We start from the raw sequence: 19,040 nt of genomic DNA on the forward strand, positions 1-19,040 counted from the left end.
GAGATCACGAGCCAAGTCTTTTCACTCATTTACTTTATTCTCGAATGTGAGCAGGCAATCGTATCGGGTTCACACTATGCTTTTAGTGGTCTGTTCTAGTTTCATATGGAATGCAGGGGAACATGATGATGAAATATGGACTGTTGCTGTCGTTACTAATACCAATCAGCAGTTATGCGCTTGACCGTTCTTGGGATGAAATTACGGTTCCTAGTAAAGGCGCTTCCTCATCAATTGGCAGCTACGCCAACGGATGTTTAGCTGGGGGAGAAGAGCTCTCTCTAGATGGCACTGGATATCAGGTCATTCGTGCTCAGCGTAACCGTTATTACGGGCATCAAGATATGATCCGCTACCTAACCGATCTAGCTAGCAAGGTCGATCGGCTGGGCATGGGGCAACTTCTGGTGGGGGATATTGCCATGCCACGAGGGGGGCGATTCACATCAGGACATGCCAGTCATCAAACTGGGCTGGACGCCGATATCTGGTTACGACTACCTAATGAGCCACTTTCAAAGCAAGAATTGCAAGACCCAGAACCCTATCCGGTGGTCGACATCGACAAGTATCGATTCAAAAAGGACAAATGGACCAGTAATCATTCATTATTGATTCAGGTTGCGGCGGTTGACGATCGTGTCGCGAGAATTTTTGTTCACCCTCTAATCAAAAAGCAGTTGTGCGAAGTGTCATGGAAAGAACGAGACTGGCTGCGAAAGGTACGGCCATGGTGGGGGCACTATTACCATTTTCACGTAAGGTTGCATTGTCCAGAAGGGGATGAGCAATGCGTAGCGCAAAATGCGCCTCCACCTGGAGATGGCTGTGGTGCAGAGCTCGCTTCGTGGAAACCGTATATTCCAGCTAAGAAGGCAACAACAAAAGTGAAAAAGTCGAATAAGAAAACCGTCTCTAAGCCGAAGTACAATGAATGTGTGGCACTATTGACAGAGCCATGAGGTATACAGTCATTGCAGCAAGCATTTTTGAAGCTAGTCGTTAAATACTTGGCCAATTGCCGCGATGAAATGTTCATGAACTGTATTTTTAGGTTGGTTTTTCGGCCATATCAAGTCGTATTGCATCATCATTGTTGTTTGGGCAAATTCTGGGTGAAAGGTGACCAGTGTTTCCGGTAAGCTCACATTACCGTTTGGTAGCATCGCCCACCCGATACCCGCTTTTAACACTTCAACCATCGAGTTATAGCCATCTACATACCATATCGAAGACGACATTTTATAGGCATCAAGTAGTGCAGATTCGGTTTTGGCCGCTCTAGGAATGATTTGAGTTGAGCTTAATAGATCGTCGTTGCTAATGGTTCTTTTTCGGCCTAGAGGATGCGTCTTATGGCAGCAAAAGTGGGCATTCCAATGACCAATAGCAACAAACTCATAAAAATTACTATTTCCTTCCAAAGACGGGGTAAGTGCCAAGTCAACTTTCCCTTCAGAAACGTCAATTAAAATCTCACTGCACGTTTTTTGAATCAGCGTCACTTGCAAATGCGGCCAATTTTTGTGGCATTGAGCTAGCGCATTTTGAAAAGGTTGAAGTGGCAGGTCTTGGTCAATAGCTAATGTAAACAAAGCAGGCACACCACTTGATAGATGTAGGGCATTCAAGTTAAACCTTTCAATACTATCGACCGCGACTCTTGCACTATCGTACAAACTAAGACCTTGTGAAGTGATTTCTGGGTATTTGCCTGTTCGATCAAACAATTCAACCCCTAGTTCATCTTCTAATCGAGCAATATTGCCACTCACCGTGGCTAAGTGTTTACCAAGGGATCGCGCAGCGGCACTGAAAGACCCAGTGTCGGCGGCCGCTATAAAGCATTTAAGTAGTTCTGGTCTAATCTTAATACAAACCTCCTTTGAATAAATTCATCCTATGGCCTAACCATAGGAACCCTATTAACAGGTATTGAATTTATTATAGATAATGACCGCAAGTTTGTTAAACACGGTCATCAAGTTGAGGAACTCACCATGAAAAAGACATTACTACTGTCAATGATGTTAGGCGCTATCGCTGGTCCAACTACACTACCAGTATCAGCTAATTCTGCGATGGGTACTTCCGCCCCAATTGAACAATTCTATCAACCTTTCGAAGTGGCCAAGATTCCTTTAAAAAATATGCAATCGTGGCCTTACTATCGCTATGTAAGTATGAATATGGAAGACTTCGTTAGCTTCAGCGTTGTTCAAATAAAAGCGGCAAAGGAGCCAACCCTATTGTCGAAGGCTACGACACCTATACCGCTAAGCTTCAAGCTTACGTCGGGTAAAACGTTACTCAACAGCTTAATTGAGACTCAAACTAAAGGCTTTGTAGTGCTCAAAGATAATAAAGTCTATAGCGAGTTCTATGATAACGGTTATCAAGAAGACTTTACTAATAACCTACAGTCCGCTTCAAAAACGTTTGCAGGTGTGGTGATTGCTCAGCTGGCAGACCAAGGGCTCATTGATCTCGACGAAAAATCGGAATTCTATCTACCAGAGCTGAAGGGAACAGTGATAGGGGGAGCTACGATCCGAAATATAGCCAATATGTCTAGCGGTGCGGCTTCTTTAGCTGATTATCATACTCCGGGCTCAAATGGTTATTTATGGGAGATAGAGATTGGTTTGCAAAGTAATGGTAAGCCGACAGGCCATTTGGAGGCGATTAAGCAGGCAGCACCAAGCGGAAACAAGCAAGGAGAAAAGTGGGAATATACGGATAAAAATACCGATACGCTGGGGCTGATTGCGGAAAAAGTATCAGGAAAACCCTTTGCTACATTGCTAGAAGAGTTATTTAACGATGTTGGTGTTCACTACAGCTCTTCGATCGCTAAAACATCAGACGGTACCACATCGCCAGCATATGGTATCAACTTAACCGCAGTCGACTATGCTCTATTCCATCAGTACATTGCTCAAGGTAAAGCTGGCCAGTCGTTTTATGAGATGGCAAAAGATATGGAGCGTGATGTTCTCCAAGGCAGTGCTACAGGTGAGCTTTTAGCCACATCAGGTTACAAAGTTGGCTATGGAGTACAAACCTATTATTTACCAGAAGAAGAGATTTTGATGAGTTTTGGCTCTTTTGGACAAATTGGTCTGAGTGACTTAAAAACAGGTATCTCGGTTATTAACCAGCAAGACTGGTCAGTCAATGCTGATGTCGACAAAGCGCCAGAGACCATTGCGCGCTCAGTAGAAATCATCAAAGCGCTCAGAGCTTCGGAATAAACAGACGGGTTGAAGGGGAGTGATCCCCTTCGGTGCTTGTTCCAGCCAGAAGACGGCTGGACATTAGTGCGTTGGAAACAGTTAAATAACAACTAGATACGGTACTCTATCGTTACTTGATTTCCATCGACACGAATGTTGGTAATGTCGCCATCTACGGTAAGGCGAGTATTGAAAAGGCGATCAGTGCTAGACGCAGTCTCGACTGAGCCGCGAAGCGATGGCAGGTGGTACGTCGGATCAATGTGCAGAAGTTTACAAAATCGTTCTATAAAAGTGGTATCTAGTGGCACATTTCCATTAAGGCGGTTGGATAGTTCAAGTTGACTCAAATTCAAACGTTTAGCCACTTCCATTTGCGTGATGTGCATCTTTGCCTTTTGAGACATCCAGACCTGATAAAGCGCTTCGGTATCCTGTTGCGTAAAATTCATTATTTGTTTAACCCCTGCAATGCCGAGAAGGTATGTTCCCTCTTCATTTAATTGCCGCCTATTCAACCTGAGATGCCTAAAACGGTTGTCAATAATGTGCAAGCCAAGTAAATACTGCGTGCGAATAGTGAAAGGATTCTGCAATTTCGCCAGAAAGTGGATGCCGTATCAAAAGTCGAAGCAATAATTCGATCAATCTAATGACATATTTATTAGTGAGGTGGGTCTCATTTCTTACCAGTCGCAGACAAAACTGGACTATTTATTCTAGTATCCCTGAGTATATTCAATTTGTTTGGTGAATGAATTGATGTTGATTGATAAGGGATGGTAATTCGGGCGGTGGTTATGGATGCGTTTTCTCTCGATATGAGAACGCTTAATTTTATCATTATACTTTTTAGTTGTGTCTACTGTATCGGGCTCCTGCTCTATCAGCGTTCACAGCAAAAGGTTGCGGGTTTGACCATGTTTTCATTGGCTTTGTTGGTGATGGGGACGGGACCGCTTTTGATAAGCTTTCGTGGTCTTTTGCCAGAGTTTCTGACAGTCATTACGGCTAACATGCTGATTGCCTGTGCATTTCAAATGATACTGCACAGTCTATGTGAGTTTAGACAAGCTAAGCTGCAATACTCGTATTGGTGTATGACGATGATTCCCTTGGTGTTTTTGTCTTTTGTTTATTTTACCTATTACCAAGCGTCAATTGAGAACCGAATTGTGGCTATAACGAGCTATTTAGCTTTGGTTACTTTAGTGTCGGCGAGGGTTATGTCAGTAGGAAAGCAACAAGACTTACCTCTCGCAGTAAGAACCATGGTGTTGACGTTTGTGCTGTATGGCAGCTTCATGGTTTATCGAAGTTACTACGCCATTTCGGGGGAGGCGATCGCTCAGTTTATGGACGCTGGGTTTGTACACTCGATGGCTTTCTTACTTAGTATTTTTCTCATCGTTTCTATTAGCTTCAGTATGCTGTGGATGATCAACGGTAGACAAGTGAGTGCTATTAACGCGCTTTCTTATTTTGACCCCTTAACTCAGCTTGGTAATAGGCGAGCTCTTGAAGTTTACATTGAAGAAGACTTACCAAAGCAGCTTGCTCAGGGAACCAACGTGAGTGTCATTATGCTTGATATTGATTTCTTCAAGATGATCAATGACAGATACGGGCATATCGCTGGGGACAAAGTGATTCGCAAAGTGTCAGACATTATTCAAGATTCATTAAACGGCAGCAATACAACGTTTCGTTTTGGTGGGGATGAAATTATGGTGGTGCTTTACGATATGGATTTGCATCAAGCGCGTGCATTAGCTGAACAGTTGCGCAGTCGAGTGGAACAGTACGGAAGCATCAAGGGTGAAGATTTTTCCATTAGTTGCAGTTTTGGTGTTGCTCAGCTAGTTGATGATGAATCTTGGGACTCATTGGTTGGGCGAGCAGATAAAGCGCTTTATGAAGCTAAAGAGTCCGGGCGAAACAAGGTGTGCTCATGCACTTTGACGTCTTTGGACATGCGCTATGCGTAGTGGAATATAATTTAAAAAACGCCCCTCATTAGTGAGGGGCGTTTTGCTATTTAGTTTGGGCAACTTCATCCACCAAATAGAGGATGGATTGATAAGGAATACCGCTGTGATGAGACAGGCCAATTTCACAAGTAATACTGTTGCTAAAGCCTCGTGTGCATCCACTTGGAACTTGCTGCTTAAGCGGAGCAACCGCTGCTTCATTAAGCTCTGGAGTGGTAAACCCTTTGTCTCCTGCCCAGCCACAGCATTGAATGTGTTCGGGTAACACCACATCGCTGGCACAAGCCTTAGCGAGATTTAACATTGATTGCTCTAAACCCATACGTCTAGAACTGCAGGTAACATGAAGCATCACAGTTTCGTCTAACGGTGCCAATGCCAAAGTATCTAACAAATAATCGTGGGTAAACTTGACTGGCTCAACAATAGTCATAGGTTTGGTGAATTGCTCAATACTGCGTTTTGCGCATGGACTGGTGTCCATGAGAATAGGGTATGTACCGTTTTCGCTGGCTTCCCATAACGCGTCTTCAAGTTGAAGACTCTTTTGTTTTGCTATATCCACCATGCCTTTACTGTCGTAGGGCATACCACAACAGTGGTCACTCAGCTTTTTAGGCGTAACCAATTCAAATCCAGCCTTTGAAATAAGTGACAACGTCACTTCCTCTAGCGAGCGTTGATCCTTTGCTGCGGGTTGAGTTTGCATATTGCGACTTGCGCACGATGGGAGATATACGACTTTCTTTATTGTTGAGTTTGCAGCTGGCTTGTCATCGAGCGCTTTTTCAATATCGAAGTTACTTCCGTTTGGTGTCTCTGCGAGCCATGCAGGTGTGGCGTCTTTAGTGATTGAGCGCATTCCTTTGGCGATATTCGCCACTCGTTGCGCCCCAAGGAGATTAGAGGCTACGTGACCGCTCTTAAGGCCAAACCTTGCGATAGTGGTTGTCGCACTAAAATGATCAGCTGTCCATTTTGCAATGGGTCGAAACTTCTCATACTTAGGAGCTCGCAGCTTCTTCACCAATTCCCCTGTATTGATACCGACGGGACAACGATCAGCACATAAACCAGTTGCTGCACAGGTATCCAAGCCTTGATACTCAAATACCTTTTCTAGCTCGCTAGCTTGAGTTGATTCGCCATTGGCTCGGCGACGTTGCAGCTCCCGGAATAGAACAATACGTTGTCTAGGAGAAAGGGTGAGGGTACGTGATGGGCATACGGGTTCGCAGAAGCCACACTCGATGCAACGATCAACAATATCGTCGGCTGCGGGCATAGGTTTGAGGTTTTCGATGTGCGAATGTGGGTTGTCATTGATAATGACGCCCGGATTCAATAATCCTTGAGGATCGAACAAGGTCTTGATGCGTTGCATTAAGGCATAGCCTTCTTGTCCCCATTCAAGCTCGATGTAAGGCGCCATGTTTCGCCCTGTACCGTGCTCGGCCTTTAATGAACCTTGATACTTTACTGCGACTAAATCAGCTACATCATCCATAAAGCCACCGTAGCGTTCGATTTCCGATTGGCTATCGAAACCTTGAGTGAAGACAAAGTGCAAGTTGCCTTCAAGCGCATGGCCAAAGATGATGGCTTCATCGTACTGATATTTGTCAAACAGTTGCTGTAGATCTCGGACTCCAGCGGCCAAATTTTCTACTGGGAATGCAACGTCCTCAATAATGACGGTGGTACCCACTTCACGCACAGCACCAACAGCAGGGAACATGCCTTTGCGAATACCCCAGAGCGTTGCGACAGTACTCGGATCAAGGGTAAATGGCACCGACTCAATAATGGTGTAATCCGAAAGTGATGCCATCACTTTCGTAGTGTGAGCATCCAGTGTGGTTTTGTCTGAGGCGTGGACTTCGATAAGCAGAGCGGTTGCTTCTAGGTCGAGTTGCTGAATAAAGCTTGGCATACCCGGTTTGTCGGCTACTGAGCGCAGCGCTCGACCATCCATCATCTCCACGGCAGCGACTGGGGTACTCGATAGCGTTGTCACAGCTTGGCTTGCTTCTTCAATGTTAGAGAAGACCAGCAAAGTAGAGGCTTTGAACTCATGTTCTACAACAGTGTTGTAAGTAATTTCAGCAATGAAACCTAATGTACCTTCTGAACCAATCATAAGGTGCTCAAGGACTTCGATAGGATCAGAATAATCGACGAGTGCGTTTAAAGCGTACCCAGTGGTGTTTTTTAATCGATACTTGTGGGCAATTTTACTAGCCAGTTCGTTATTGGCTTGCGTTTCTTCGGCTAATGTTTTGAGTCCTTCAATCAAACTCGGGTTGGTCTGTTTAAAACTCTCAATACTTTGTTGACTCCCCGTATCCAAAATTGAGCCATCTGCGAACACTAATTTCATGCTTTCAACAGTACGATATGAGTTTTGTGCCGTACCACAACACATGCCGCTGGCATTATTAGCTGCAATTCCGCCGATTTTACATGTATTGATCGACGCTGGATCTGGCCCGATTTTTCGTTGGAAAGGCAGTAGATATTTATTCGCATCAGCGCCAATGACACCAGGTTGCAGTTTTATTTGTGCGCCATCATTGATAATGGTATGACCGCGCCAGTCGTCAGTAAGAGCAATCAATACGGAGTCTGATACCGCTTGCCCTGAAAGGCTAGTCCCTGCCGCACGAAACGTGAAAGGGACGTTGTGTTCTTTGCAGCATTGGATAGCGAACACCACCTCATCGAGATCTTTGAGTCTTAGAACGATCTGAGGAATGAGTCGATAGAAACTGGCATCGGTACCATAAGCCAGACGTTGTGCATCGTCTGTGATGATGCGTTCGCTATCAATTTTGGTGGCGAGTTGCTGTTTTACTACTGAGTAGCGTTGTTCTTTGCTATTGAGTTCTTGTTGTGTCTTAGCGTCTACATGGCTCATTCCAGTGTCCTTTATTCTTATTCGTCTTCCAGCAGTAACACGATCAGCTGGCTTGGTCCGTGTGCGCCATAGGCGAGCGTTTGTTGGATATCTGCAGTTTTCGAAGGGCCAGATATTAATAGCGCGTTTGTCGGCATGTAATGATTCCAGTTGTTCTCTTGCATCACTTGCAAGAAATGACCATACAATGCTGATTTCTTAACGACAGCAATGTGGCTCGGAGGCACTAGCGATAGTGTTCTAGGCTCATGCTCTGTAGGCCAAAGAATCAAAGCACCAGTATCAGCGATACCTCCAAGGGTGTGTGTGATACCTACATCAATATCGTTAAACAGTTCAGATTTCCATTGCTCAATTTCTTTATTGAATGTGGTAACGTTTCGTGTGCTGGTGGCGACTTCAAAATCGTTGATGTATTCACCAGCCGTGCCAATTGCGATGTTTTGAAATTGATATTGCTCCATAACGGATTGTAAAGTAGGGCTTAATTCCGCTCTTGTGGTGACTCGAACATCGGCGTGGTTTGCTGTCATCATGTCAAAGAAGCGTTGGGCTTTATCATCTGCCGTAATATCTGGGTGACTACCCCAAGGAAAAAACGCCATCTCTTCGGCTGTTTTGGGGGTTCGCTTTGCCTGTTTTAGGCGCCCAAGAATGTTATCTTTCGCAAGTCTTGTATTCATGCTCATTTCCTCTGTCACTTCTTAGGCTCGGCCTTATTTTTCTCAACCATAATTTGATGCAGTGTTTTCTTAGCTGGTTTAGGACTGGTTCGACATTGTGTCCAGGCTCCCAGTTTATTTGGAATTAAGCTCTGCAGTTTTGTCGCCATAAATGTCCCTGCATGGTAGAGATGGGATGAACTTGCGGCTAAAGCAAACCCTTTCATCGCCGCAGACTCCATTTTGCTGTGTGCTGCGTTCTGTCCGTTGAGTTCTAGGTTATCTTTACTCGCTTTGTTCTTTGCTTCTTTACGCAGGCGTAATAGCATTTCTGGAATAGGGATGCGTACTGGACACACTTCACCACACGCGCCACATAGACTTGAAGCCGTCACGAGATCTTTAGTTTTATCGATTCCCAATAGGTGAGGAGAAATGATCTTGCCAATTGGGCCAGGATAAACGGTGCCATAGGCGTGGCCACCAATCTTGGTATAAACAGGGCAGTGATTCATGCATGCTCCACAGCGAATACATTGCAACGTTTTGCGTAGCTCTTCGTCTTGGAAGGCTTGGCTACGGCCGTTGTCGAGCAGAATTAAGTGGACTTCCTGAGGTCCGTCTTTCTCTCCTGCTTTACGAGGAGAGCTGATCATATTGAAGTAGGTCGTAATTGCCTGCCCAGTGGCAGAACGAGTCAACGCGCTATACAAAGGCGGCACGTCTGCGAGGTATTCAACGACTTTTTCGATACCGGTAATCGCGATGTGGACGTTAGGTACTGTGGTAGACATCCTGCCATTGCCTTCATTTTCTACCAAACACAGCGTTCCCGTTTCAGCTACGGCAAAGTTCACGCCCGATAAGCCGATGTCGGCTTCAAAGAACTTTTGTCTCAAGCGAGTACGTCCGGTCTGAATCAAGCTATCAACGTCGGTGGTAGGACTAAATCCCTCAAGATTTGCTTCGAATGTGTCACTGACTTCTTGCTTATTCTTGTGGATAGCCGGCATGATGATGTGCGATGGTTTGTCACCATCAAGTTGCACTATGTACTCGCCCATGTCGCTTTCAAGACATTCGATACCCAGTTTTGCCATCTCATGGTTCATCTCAATCTCTTCACTGACCATAGACTTACCTTTGATGATGCTTTTGGCGTCATGCTCGGAAGCAATAGAGGCGATAATCGCATTAGCTTGCTCTGGATTTTCTGCCCAATGGACTTGGATACCGTTTCGATAACAGTTGAATTCCAGTTGTTCGAGCAGCTCCGGTAACTTACTAAGACAGCGCTGACGAATGGCTTCGGCCAGGTCGCGGGTCTGCTTCTCTTCATCCAAATCAGAGAAAGCTGTTTTACGTTTATCGCGCAGGTAGTCCATTGCGCCACGGAAATTAGCTCTAAGCTGCTTATCGGCTAGAGCATCTTTTGCTAGGGCGTGAAACTGTTCAGGAGTCTGGCTCATTAGGATTCTCCTTGGGTACGTTCTAGCAAAAATGAGGCTATATGGCGGCCTTTGATGGCTTTGCCTTGATATTCAAAAGCGCCGTTAATATTGAGTAAGCAACCCCAGTCAGCACTTACTAAAGTATCTGATGCTGTTGCTTCGATGTGTCGAGTTTTGTCTTCAACCATCGCTTGGGAAATATTTGGATGTCTGACCGAAAAGCTGCCACCAAAGCCGCAACACTCACTCTCGTAATCTTGCATTCTCAGTTCGACATTGGACAGTTGGCTGAGCAAGTCTGTGGCGGTAACGTGGACGTTCATTTCTCGCCTAGCAGCGCAAGAAGTATGCATGACAACACTCGTTGGTTGACCTTTATCATCTAGCCTCACACGGCAAACATTTACTAAGAATTCAGTGAGCTCAAAGACACGGTCACAAAAGCTATCCACTTTGGCTTGGTTCTTATCGCCTTTGAATAATCGACGATAATGATGGTGCATCATTCCTCCACAGGAACCGGATAATACGATCACAGGAATTTCTTCTGTGAACAGGTCCATTTGGCTTTGCGCGACTTGCTTAGCTTCATTTTCATAACCTGAGGTATAAGCTGGCTGACCGCAGCACGTTTGTTTTTCAACAAACTCTACATCGATACCTTGTTGCTTCAGCAATGTCATCGCATCAAGACCCGCTTCAGGGTCAAATACATCGACGAGGCAAGTGGCATAAAAATAAACTTTGCTCGGTTTTGAGGGATAGATTCGCATTGCTTTGCTCCAGCACCAGACCCATTTTTATGGGTTTATATTCTTATATAGACTAGATGTAACATTCTGAAAAATAAGCGCACTTACCTTCTTGAGATAATTCACAACTTCACTCAAAAAACGAGGTAAGTGCGTGGTTAATTGAACCTAAATCAGTTCATCAAGGCATCGGTGAAATGGAAGCCGTAAACCAGAGCCAATCCAATGAGACCGGTAACGACTAAGTAATAGAATGTGGGTATAACCGTCCTGCGCAACGTTAGGCCTTCACGCCCCAGTAGTCCTACGGTAGCAGAGGCAGCGACGACGTTATGAATAGCGATCATATTACCGGCTGCTGCTCCTACCGCTTGCAATGCAATCACAGCAGTGGTTGAAATAGTAAGAGTCTGTGCAACTTCGAACTGGAACTGGCTGAACATCATGTTAGACACCGTATTTGAGCCCGCAATGAATGCTCCTAAAGCACCGATTGTGGCACTTAGCGCAGGAAAAGCTTCACCAACCATGGCAGAGGCTAAATTAGCCGTGGTTACTGGCATGCTCGCTAGATCGGCACCGTTTACCCCAGAGTTAATGAAGATACGAACCATCGGGATGGTAAACACAAGAACAAAGCCAGCTCCTATAAGCGTTTTGCTCGATTCACCAAAAGCGGCGACCAGTGGTTTCGCACTGCGTGATTGAATAATGACTGCCAACAAGGCAACGAACACTAGGATTCCGCCCGGCAAATATAGAGGCTGAATAGCGGTGCTAATACCAGTCTCTCCAAGAATATTGCTGAACGATAGACTCACACTGGTCAGGAAGCCTTTAAACTCAGAGCTGACTCGGCTAGCCACCAAGATGACGGCTAACAGCACATAAGGTAGCCAGGCGACGGCCATCGACATTGGCTTTCCGTTTGATTCGGAAAGATCCATTTTCAACGAACCTAGCCACTCAGTTGGCCATTTATCTTCGCTTTCAAAATCCCATTTTGATTTCGGTACTAGGAAGCCCTTTTTTGCCGCACTGACGACGATGGCTAGGCCGACAAGCCCGCCAATGAGTGATGGGAACTCAGGGCCGAGAAGAATGCCTGTAAGCGCATATGGAATAGTAAACGCAACACCAGCAAATAGTGCAAATGGCAGGATGTCTAGACCTTCTGTCCAGCTGCGATTCTTACCAAAGAAACGGGTTAACATCATTGCCATGAGCACTGGCATGAGGGTTCCAACACAGGCATGAATAATGGCAACGTTAGCCGTAATTTGCTGCAAATACATGTCCCATGAAGCGCCGTGAGAAACCAAAGACTCGGTGATATTGTGGGTATCTAGACCTTTGTTTACACCGACTATGATAGGGGTACCTACCGCGCCAAAAGAGACGGGTGTAGATTGAATCATCATACCCATTAATACCGCAGCTAGCGCAGGGAAGCCAATGGCGACAAGCAGCGGTGCTGCAATTGCCGCAGGGGTTCCAAACCCAGATGCGCCCTCAATGAAGGAGCCAAAACACCACGCGATGATGATAGCTTGCACTCGACGATCGGGGGAAATGTCGGTGAAACCGTTACGAATTGTGGTGATGGCTCCTGTATGTTTGAGGGTGTTGAGCAAGAAAATTGCACCAAACACTATCCAGAGTACGGAGACGGTAATTCCAAAACCTTGAAATACCGACGCGAGAACGCGAGTGACCGACATATCCCAAGCAAATAGGGCAATAATTACGGTAAGTCCAAATGCAACAGGCATAGCTTTTTTTGCGGGCCAATTGAGACCGACCAGTAAGATGGCCGCGACAACGATAGGCGAAAATGCCACGAGGGCTAATAGAGTTTCAGACATGGGTTACTTCCTTTTGTCTTAGCTCATCCACTCCAACTATGTGAATGGGCGAAGTTGTCTTTATTATTTTTGTAATAGGGTTGTTAAGGTGGGGTGAATTTATCCCTTTATTTTTTGTTGATATAGAGAAATAATGAAAATGATTATTTCCAAAATTGGCATAATGTGATGCGAGCAGATGACTTAATTCTGTTCTACCAGGTGGTAGAAACAGGTGCTTTTAGCCGAGTGGCAGAGCAAAATAACCTTACAAATTCAGTAGTTAGTAAAAGAATTGCGCGTTTAGAAGAAGAATTGGGTGTCCAATTATTATATCGAACAACGCGTAAATTAACGCTCACTGAGGCTGGTAAAGCACTTGTTCATGGTGCGAAAAATGTGAAGCAAGCCACCCAAGAGGCTATGGAATCAGTTTCAGGGTATGGTGAGAATATTAGTGGTCACATCAAAATGTCCGTGCCGTCTATCTCCGGTGATTTGATCTTAGCCGATGCTGTGGCCGAATTTTGTAACATGCACCCCGGTCTCACCGTTGATATGTCGTTAGATAATCGATTTGTAGACTTGGTGGATGGAGGGTTTGATCTTGTTATTCGTACAGGATATCTAGAGGACTCAAGCCTGATAGCGCGTCATATCTTGGATTCTCAGTGGGTAGTTTGTGCTTCTCCTTCCTACATTGCGAAAAACAGCAAACCTCTCAAGCCTGAAGATCTTACGCAGCACAATTGTTTGCAATACGCTTATCAAACCACCGGAGCTTCAGAGTGGGAGTTTAAGGCAAATAAAGGTAACTATATCGTGCGCGTTTCAGGCTCATTTTCTACTGATAATGCCACTGCACTGCGAAAGGCGGCATTAGGTGGGCATGGTATCGCGTATGTCCCACGCTGCTTGGTATACCATGACATACGCAATGGTCAGCTGGTGGATATTTTTCCTGACCAAGTGGGTAAGCGTTTGGGAATCTATGCCGTTTACCCTTTTACTCGACAACCGCCAAACAAAGTGAGGCTGTTGATAGAACATATCCGAACCCGTTATTTAGCGATATCTCACTACTTCTGAGATCTCACTATTTTGGAGTAGTAGCGAGTATTGACCTAGTGAGAACGTATTATTCTCTGTTTGATCCATAGCTTGGAAAAGTCGCACCACCCAATAGAGTTGATTTCCACGCCTCGAATACGAGAAGGGATACTCAAACAAAGATCTTCAGACTTAATAATCGTCAGTACATGGTTTTTGTGTAGCCAGGTAAGTAACGCGTCGAGAATCTGCTTTTGCTTTGATGTATCCGCCTCCGAGCGAGCGGCCGACAGGGTGTGCTCCAAATGGTCTTGTTGTTTCCAGGTTAGGTTTGCTTGCCAATATGGGTAGAGCTTAAAAAAAGCTATTAGGCTAGTGGTTCTATCTCCCTCTAAGCGAATGCCACCAATAGCTAGGTCTTGTTTAGGTGCTGGATGACCATAGACGACTTGAGTACCGGTTGCGGTAACGTTTTGTTGCTTGAGTGCACTAATGAGTTTGCGCGAAAACCAACGGTTTTCGTTGTTGTTTTCAAAACAAAAGTCGACATGTGTATCACAGGGGATCGGTGAGTCTAGTCGACCGTTAAATAACCTCTCCAAACTGTGTTGAAACGACGAATTCTGTAAGGCTTTATTATTGATAAGTAGGAAAAAGTAGCCAATATCGGATGTTGACGCCGTGTATTGAACTTGCTCATCACTAAGGAAGAAGAAATTTTCAGCGCATTTCTTATCTTCTGCCCACTCCTTGTGAATCCAAAGTTCGATATGTTCGACCAGAGCCGACTGACCACAATAGTTCGGATTGCGTTTCAAGCGAAGCAGTTTTTCGGAACTCACATCCACCATAAATGGGCCTGAGCCTATCGGTTTGAAATGACTCTCGGCACGATAGATAAAATGCTTAGGCATAATGGATGCCTCGGCTCTGCTCAGCAGCTTAGGTAGATGAGGGTCAGGGTACTTAAGTGTTATCTGGATTTGGTTAGCAGTATGACTAGTAATATCAGCGATATGATCGTATAGCGCACACCAGTAAGGTGATAGAGTTAGTGACTTTAGGCTCTCTACTACGTCATTGGTGGTGACTGGAGACTGGTCGTGAAAGACGACGCCACTACGCAGATAAAAGACCCAGCTAATTTTCTCATCATCGCTTTCCCATGCATGGGCGAGGTTACCACTGAATTCAGTCCCTTTAACATTGACTAGGGTCTGGAAAACCTCGTGAATGAGGTGGCGTTCAGTACGCTCCATAGTGTGATGAGGGTGGAGCCAACTGAGTCTGCGATGAAATGGAGCAAAAATGGTATCTTCACTGGCTGTTGTTGCATGCGTCAGGTAATGTTTTAGGCCACTAGCGACATTACGATTGTTAAAGCCAATCAGTTTATGCGCCAAATCGTAGTTGCCTTCTACAGTAGCCTGTTCAACCTCTTTGTAGCAGGCCTCAATAGGTTCTTGTAGGCAGACGAGTTTGCCCTTCATTCCTCTGCCACGGAGAGGAGTCCAGGATAACCATTGCTTAGTTTCCATTTGATTAAGTAACGTTCGCGCATGTCGCTCGCTGCATTGAAAATGTTCTGCAATCGAGCCGATAGTAATACGGTGATCTCCCGGCCCTAATTGCTTAAAAAGGTTTTCGTAGAGCTCAAGTTTACGCCTGTCTGCTGCCATTGAATATTTAATCTCGTTGTTCCGGTTTTTCTGTGCTGGGGTCTTTCTGTTGCTCTGAATATGTGGATATCCCCCAAAATGCATCAGTACCAAACAGCTCATTAAGTCGCTCGGCACGCTCTGTTGGAGAGACGTAAAACAGCTTTCCAAGTAAGCTATTGTTGTCCTCATATTTATAGGTGGCTTGAAAGTAATTAGCAACGAAATTGAAAAATGTCATAGTGTAAAGCCTCTGTCGTTTCGGTAGTAAAAGCTTACACTTGGTAGAATTTGAAAAACCGGAACAGATTTTTACACTGTTCCGGTTTTATAAATGAGTGGTTAAGTTAATGCATTAACGAGCGACGGCACCACCCAAGGTTAAGTCGTCTGGCCATTGAGTAATGGTGTTACCGCCTAGATAGATATTTCCTTTGACCGTGAGTTTTTTGGGAAAAGTGGTTATTTGCGAACCACCCAGATAAAGGTTGCCTTCTACGACCAAACCATTGGGCAGTTCAGTTAATTTAGTGCGAATGACACTTAGGTCGCCTTTGACATACATACCATTTGGTAATTTGGTTACCGGCGTATCCGTGAGGTTGATATAGCCACCGGGAACAACACCAGCTGGCCACGCTTTCAATTGGCTTCCGAGAAAGTTAGCGTATCCTGTGATTTTGGTTCCTCTTGGCATGAATTCCACTAAACTATCTGAGGCATCTAAGCTACCTTTGATTTCAAGATTATTAGGTAGCATCTTAATAGGTGTCTTTGCGATATTGAGGTTGCCTTTTACGATTAATCCCTCGGGGAGTGTCGTGTACGGCTTATTTCTCAGGTCAAGGTTGCCATAATTATCAAGATGGTTAAGTAGCTTATAATGATCGAGGTCTTGCGCCACTGAGCATGTGGTGAACAAAAGGGCTGCAACTATTGCAGCAACAAAACGAATCATAATAACGAGATACCATACAATCAGAGCGACGTAGGTAGTTTGCAATGGAAATTAATAGAAAACAATGGAAATCACTGGGCCTTGTGACGGCGATAATGTGTGCTTTCGCCTCGCCCTTATCGGCTAAAACCATCACCACGCCTGGGGCAGATGTTGGAGCTGCGGTATTGTTATCGGATTCCAAGCTCGGTAAGCGAGTCTGTTATTACAACGACAAAGCGTACTCATTAGGATCGGTGATTAATGTCGAAGGTGTAGTATTGCAATGTGTGGCGGAGCAGGACTTTGAAATGAATGGTCAACTTAAGTGGGAGCAATTAAAAAGCGAGCAATAATGCTCGCTTGATGTTACGTAAGCTCTAGTTATCTTGCCAGAGAACGTGTTTTCAGTTCGAAGATAAGTTTTTCAGCACTGACTTCAAACTTGAATCGAGCAGTGAGCTCTTTTGAGCTTTCTTCAAGTGGTGAAACTTCAAACTCAACGTTCTTACAGACAGCCTGAGCAAGTTCAACATACTTTTGAAGTTCAACTTCTAACTGTGCTTTTGAATCACTGAATAGCTGTACCTCGGCGACGTCGTCGCCTTCTTTGATGATAAAGCCCATTTCACCAGCTACACCACATGCATCGCATACGGTTGGCTCTTCATATGTATTTGACATAACGATACCTCTTACAAAATCTGTGTTTATTCTATATCTGTGGAAATAAGGTATCCAGTAATAAATACATGCTCAAAGGATTAGGTCATTGCGTTAAGATATGGTTTTGTAACAGAAATTTTCTAACTGTTAACTATTTTTATCTAATTAAGTGACAAGTGATATATCGAATTACTATAAGTCATTGCTTTTTAATATTTTTTTATTATGCAAGTAATAGTGCATCTTTGTGATCGAGTTCTCATAAATGAGACTTGCGCACTAGTGATGTAGTACAGACTAGTTTATCAATATCAGAGAAGTGTTAGACTTTATAACTTATTAATCAATGGTTTGTTTTTTATAATATTCTCAATGAAACGTATAATGTTCATGAGTTTAGCTAATAATTCGCCTCAGATGCCGTAAACTGAGTTTTAACAAATCGATACGTTAATGAATAGAAAACTATACCGAGTACTGCTTTAATTATGGTATAGCATACAGTGAACGCACATAACGATAAGAGAAGAGCTTTAAAATGCCAAAGCGTAGTAAAGAAGATACTGAGATTACGATCCAGAAAATTATGGAAGCGGTCGTTGATCAGATCATCCGACTAGGATACGACAAGATGTCGTACACCACTTTGAGCCAACAGACAGGTATTTCGCGAACCGGTATTAGTCACCATTTTCCAAAGAAAACGGACTTTACGGCAGCGCTTGATGGTCGAATTTTCAAGATGTTCGTGGAACATTTAGAATTTGAAAAAGGAATCAACGGTTTTACAGGCAGTTGGATTGAGTCGTTGAAGAATCCAGAATTCTTGGCGATCTTGAAGCTACTTTTCCATCACATTGTTACTTCTGAAAACTCGCATGAGTTTGCGTCGAAAGGTATAGATAGGCTGTACAAACTAGTAGAGTCTCAATACGGCGAAGGCAGTGATAAAGAACTAGAATGGTTGATTGGTCGTTCATTGATTCAGTTGTCAAAGTAACCAACGCTCGCATAAAAAAACCGCTTGTTCACAAGCGGTTTTTTTATTGCTGATGAAAACCAATAGTTGTCAGTTTAATCAACTTGCTAATACGACCGGAAAGCCAAGTTGCGGATGTCGAGTAATAATGGTTTTGTAGCCATATACTCGCTCAATCATCTCACTATTGATGGCATCTTTTGGAGCACCATCGGCTACCAATCTGCCGTTGTGTAAAATAACGATTCTATCGGAGTACTGAGAGGCGAGATTCAAGTCGTGCAAAACAACTACTACCGCAGTGTTGTGGTTGTCAGCTAGCTCACGAGCGATAGCTAAAGTGTTGTGTTGATGCGCAAGGTCAAGTGCAGATGTTGGTTCATCAAGCATTAGGATCTTCTTGTCGCCAGAAAGATGCAATTGAGTTAGAACACGAGCTAGGTGAACTCGCTGCTTTTCGCCACCTGACAGTGAAGGGTAGAGGCGATTCGCCAAATGTGCTACGTCGGCCTGTTGCATGTACTGTAAAGCAAGTTTTTTGGTGTCCTTATTAGCCATATCAAGCGGAATGGCTCCAAGTTCGACTACTTCTGAAGCAAGAAAAGGAAAAGATAACGTACTGTGTTGAGGCAATAAACCCAAATGCTTTGATAATGTTTTGGGGTTCCATTGTTTTCTTGACTGGCCAAAGTAAGCGACATCGGCCTCAGATTCTGTTTCACCACAAAGCAGCTTTAACAAGGTGCTTTTTCCGGCACCATTCGGGCCTAGCAAAGTGGTAACTTCTCCCGAGTTCAACTCAATACTTACGTTGTCCAAAATCACCCGCTCACCAAATCTAACACTGACATCATTAGCAGATATGGCAGGGGATTTTTCTTTGGTTAACATTGAAGG

At 44.4% G+C, this 19,040-nt stretch carries 18 protein-coding genes; 6 read left to right on the forward strand and 12 right to left on the reverse strand.

Annotation, left to right across the window (positions count from 1 at the left end; translation table 11 throughout):
* Window positions 1-128 precede the first annotated feature (128 nt).
* Window positions 129-962, forward strand: a complete 834-nt coding sequence (mepA, locus tag L2W36_RS16985) for a penicillin-insensitive murein endopeptidase (RefSeq protein ID WP_006074628.1) — start codon at window positions 129-131, stop codon at window positions 960-962.
* 33 nt (window positions 963-995) lie between these two features.
* On the opposite strand, the gene L2W36_RS16990 is transcribed toward mepA, so the two are convergent.
* Window positions 996-1,895, reverse strand: coding sequence for a LysR family transcriptional regulator (locus tag L2W36_RS16990; RefSeq protein WP_329605679.1), 900 nt, complete (start codon window positions 1,893-1,895; stop codon window positions 996-998).
* Window positions 1,896-2,000: 105 nt separating this feature from the next.
* Between L2W36_RS16990 and L2W36_RS16995 the strand changes: the two genes are divergently transcribed.
* Window positions 2,001-3,254 (forward strand): serine hydrolase domain-containing protein, encoded by a 1,254-nt coding sequence (locus L2W36_RS16995; protein ID WP_236110741.1) that lies wholly within the window; start codon window positions 2,001-2,003, stop codon window positions 3,252-3,254.
* 92 nt (window positions 3,255-3,346) lie between these two features.
* Here L2W36_RS16995 and L2W36_RS17000 read toward each other — a convergent pair whose 3' ends face one another.
* Window positions 3,347-3,688: a helix-turn-helix domain-containing protein gene (locus L2W36_RS17000; RefSeq protein WP_236110742.1), complete on the reverse strand. Its 342-nt coding sequence runs from the start codon at window positions 3,686-3,688 to the stop codon at window positions 3,347-3,349.
* Between the two features lie 468 nt (window positions 3,689-4,156).
* On the opposite strand from L2W36_RS17000, the gene L2W36_RS17005 reads away from it, so the two are divergent.
* Window positions 4,157-5,224, forward strand: a complete 1,068-nt coding sequence (locus L2W36_RS17005; protein WP_231892960.1) for a GGDEF domain-containing protein — start codon at window positions 4,157-4,159, stop codon at window positions 5,222-5,224.
* A 46-nt stretch (window positions 5,225-5,270) separates the two neighbouring features.
* Here L2W36_RS17005 and L2W36_RS17010 read toward each other — a convergent pair whose 3' ends face one another.
* The 5 genes from L2W36_RS17010 to L2W36_RS17030 all read right to left on the reverse strand — a co-directional run bounded on the left by L2W36_RS17010 (window position 5,271) and on the right by L2W36_RS17030 (window position 12,874).
* Window positions 5,271-8,144, reverse strand: coding sequence for an FAD-binding and (Fe-S)-binding domain-containing protein (locus L2W36_RS17010; RefSeq protein ID WP_236110743.1), 2,874 nt, complete (start codon window positions 8,142-8,144; stop codon window positions 5,271-5,273).
* Between the two features lie 17 nt (window positions 8,145-8,161).
* Window positions 8,162-8,827, reverse strand: coding sequence for a LutC/YkgG family protein (locus L2W36_RS17015; RefSeq protein WP_038227161.1), 666 nt, complete (start codon window positions 8,825-8,827; stop codon window positions 8,162-8,164).
* Between the two features lie 14 nt (window positions 8,828-8,841).
* Window positions 8,842-10,275, reverse strand: a complete 1,434-nt coding sequence (locus L2W36_RS17020) for a LutB/LldF family L-lactate oxidation iron-sulfur protein (RefSeq protein ID WP_107306530.1) — start codon at window positions 10,273-10,275, stop codon at window positions 8,842-8,844.
* Window positions 10,275-11,030, reverse strand: coding sequence for a (Fe-S)-binding protein (locus L2W36_RS17025; RefSeq protein WP_006074636.1), 756 nt, complete (start codon window positions 11,028-11,030; stop codon window positions 10,275-10,277). The genes L2W36_RS17020 and L2W36_RS17025 overlap by 1 nt, the downstream gene beginning before the upstream one ends.
* Window positions 11,031-11,182: 152 nt before the next feature.
* A complete protein-coding gene (locus L2W36_RS17030) occupies window positions 11,183-12,874 on the reverse strand; it encodes an L-lactate permease (RefSeq protein ID WP_006074637.1) in 1,692 nt (563 codons plus the stop codon).
* Window positions 12,875-13,042: 168 nt separating this feature from the next.
* On the opposite strand from L2W36_RS17030, the gene L2W36_RS17035 reads away from it, so the two are divergent.
* On the forward strand, window positions 13,043-13,942 hold the full coding sequence (locus L2W36_RS17035) for a LysR family transcriptional regulator (RefSeq protein ID WP_006074638.1): 900 nt from the start codon (window positions 13,043-13,045) through the stop codon (window positions 13,940-13,942).
* A 35-nt stretch (window positions 13,943-13,977) separates the two neighbouring features.
* On the opposite strand, the gene L2W36_RS17040 is transcribed toward L2W36_RS17035, so the two are convergent.
* The 3 genes from L2W36_RS17040 to L2W36_RS17050 form a co-directional block, all read right to left on the reverse strand.
* Window positions 13,978-15,582, reverse strand: a complete 1,605-nt coding sequence (locus L2W36_RS17040; RefSeq protein ID WP_236110744.1) for an SgrR family transcriptional regulator — start codon at window positions 15,580-15,582, stop codon at window positions 13,978-13,980.
* Window positions 15,583-15,589: 7 nt separating this feature from the next.
* Window positions 15,590-15,802 carry a hypothetical protein gene (locus tag L2W36_RS17045; protein WP_236110746.1) on the reverse strand — a complete coding sequence of 71 codons (213 nt, stop codon included), beginning with the start codon at window positions 15,800-15,802 and terminating at the stop codon, window positions 15,590-15,592.
* Window positions 15,803-15,916: 114 nt separating this feature from the next.
* Entirely contained in the window at window positions 15,917-16,519 is a 603-nt protein-coding gene (locus L2W36_RS17050) for a hypothetical protein (protein ID WP_006074641.1), read from the reverse strand.
* A 44-nt stretch (window positions 16,520-16,563) separates the two neighbouring features.
* On the opposite strand from L2W36_RS17050, the gene L2W36_RS17055 reads away from it, so the two are divergent.
* Window positions 16,564-16,854, forward strand: a complete 291-nt coding sequence (locus L2W36_RS17055) for a YnjH family protein (RefSeq protein ID WP_006074642.1) — start codon at window positions 16,564-16,566, stop codon at window positions 16,852-16,854.
* Between the two features lie 28 nt (window positions 16,855-16,882).
* Here the strand turns inward: L2W36_RS17055 and L2W36_RS17060 are convergent, their stop codons facing one another.
* Complete coding sequence (locus tag L2W36_RS17060; protein WP_006074643.1) at window positions 16,883-17,182, reverse strand: YfcZ/YiiS family protein; 300 nt, start codon at window positions 17,180-17,182, stop codon at window positions 16,883-16,885.
* A gap of 520 nt (window positions 17,183-17,702) precedes the next feature.
* On the opposite strand from L2W36_RS17060, the gene L2W36_RS17065 reads away from it, so the two are divergent.
* Window positions 17,703-18,164: a TetR/AcrR family transcriptional regulator gene (locus L2W36_RS17065; protein WP_006074644.1), complete on the forward strand. Its 462-nt coding sequence runs from the start codon at window positions 17,703-17,705 to the stop codon at window positions 18,162-18,164.
* A 78-nt stretch (window positions 18,165-18,242) separates the two neighbouring features.
* Here L2W36_RS17065 and L2W36_RS17070 read toward each other — a convergent pair whose 3' ends face one another.
* Window positions 18,243-19,034 (reverse strand): heme ABC transporter ATP-binding protein, encoded by a 792-nt coding sequence (locus L2W36_RS17070; RefSeq protein WP_236110812.1) that lies wholly within the window; start codon window positions 19,032-19,034, stop codon window positions 18,243-18,245.
* Window positions 19,035-19,040 lie beyond the last annotated feature (6 nt).

The sequence above is a fragment of the Vibrio sp. McD22-P3 genome (assembly GCF_021568915.1).
In the GTDB taxonomy this organism is placed as follows: domain Bacteria; phylum Pseudomonadota; class Gammaproteobacteria; order Enterobacterales; family Vibrionaceae; genus Vibrio; species Vibrio mediterranei.

Coding starts and splice junctions, on each gene's coding strand:
- mepA (WP_006074628.1), top strand. CDS start 129: ATGAAATATGGACTGTTGCTGTCGTTACTAATACCAATCAGCAGTTAT.
- L2W36_RS16995 (WP_236110741.1), top strand. CDS start 2,001: ATGAAAAAGACATTACTACTGTCAATGATGTTAGGCGCTATCGCTGGT.
- L2W36_RS17000 (WP_236110742.1), bottom strand. CDS start 3,688: ATGAATTTTACGCAACAGGATACCGAAGCGCTTTATCAGGTCTGGATG.
- L2W36_RS17005 (WP_231892960.1), top strand. CDS start 4,157: ATGTTTTCATTGGCTTTGTTGGTGATGGGGACGGGACCGCTTTTGATA.
- L2W36_RS17010 (WP_236110743.1), bottom strand. CDS start 8,144: ATGAGCCATGTAGACGCTAAGACACAACAAGAACTCAATAGCAAAGAA.
- L2W36_RS17015 (WP_038227161.1), bottom strand. CDS start 8,827: ATGAATACAAGACTTGCGAAAGATAACATTCTTGGGCGCCTAAAACAG.
- L2W36_RS17020 (WP_107306530.1), bottom strand. CDS start 10,275: ATGAGCCAGACTCCTGAACAGTTTCACGCCCTAGCAAAAGATGCTCTA.
- L2W36_RS17025 (WP_006074636.1), bottom strand. CDS start 11,030: ATGCGAATCTATCCCTCAAAACCGAGCAAAGTTTATTTTTATGCCACT.
- L2W36_RS17030 (WP_006074637.1), bottom strand. CDS start 12,874: ATGTCTGAAACTCTATTAGCCCTCGTGGCATTTTCGCCTATCGTTGTC.
- L2W36_RS17035 (WP_006074638.1), top strand. CDS start 13,043: ATGCGAGCAGATGACTTAATTCTGTTCTACCAGGTGGTAGAAACAGGT.
- L2W36_RS17040 (WP_236110744.1), bottom strand. CDS start 15,582: ATGGCAGCAGACAGGCGTAAACTTGAGCTCTACGAAAACCTTTTTAAG.
- L2W36_RS17045 (WP_236110746.1), bottom strand. CDS start 15,802: ATGACATTTTTCAATTTCGTTGCTAATTACTTTCAAGCCACCTATAAA.
- L2W36_RS17050 (WP_006074641.1), bottom strand. CDS start 16,519: ATGATTCGTTTTGTTGCTGCAATAGTTGCAGCCCTTTTGTTCACCACA.
- L2W36_RS17055 (WP_006074642.1), top strand. CDS start 16,564: ATGGAAATTAATAGAAAACAATGGAAATCACTGGGCCTTGTGACGGCG.
- L2W36_RS17060 (WP_006074643.1), bottom strand. CDS start 17,182: ATGTCAAATACATATGAAGAGCCAACCGTATGCGATGCATGTGGTGTA.
- L2W36_RS17065 (WP_006074644.1), top strand. CDS start 17,703: ATGCCAAAGCGTAGTAAAGAAGATACTGAGATTACGATCCAGAAAATT.
- L2W36_RS17070 (WP_236110812.1), bottom strand. CDS start 19,034: ATGTTAACCAAAGAAAAATCCCCTGCCATATCTGCTAATGATGTCAGT.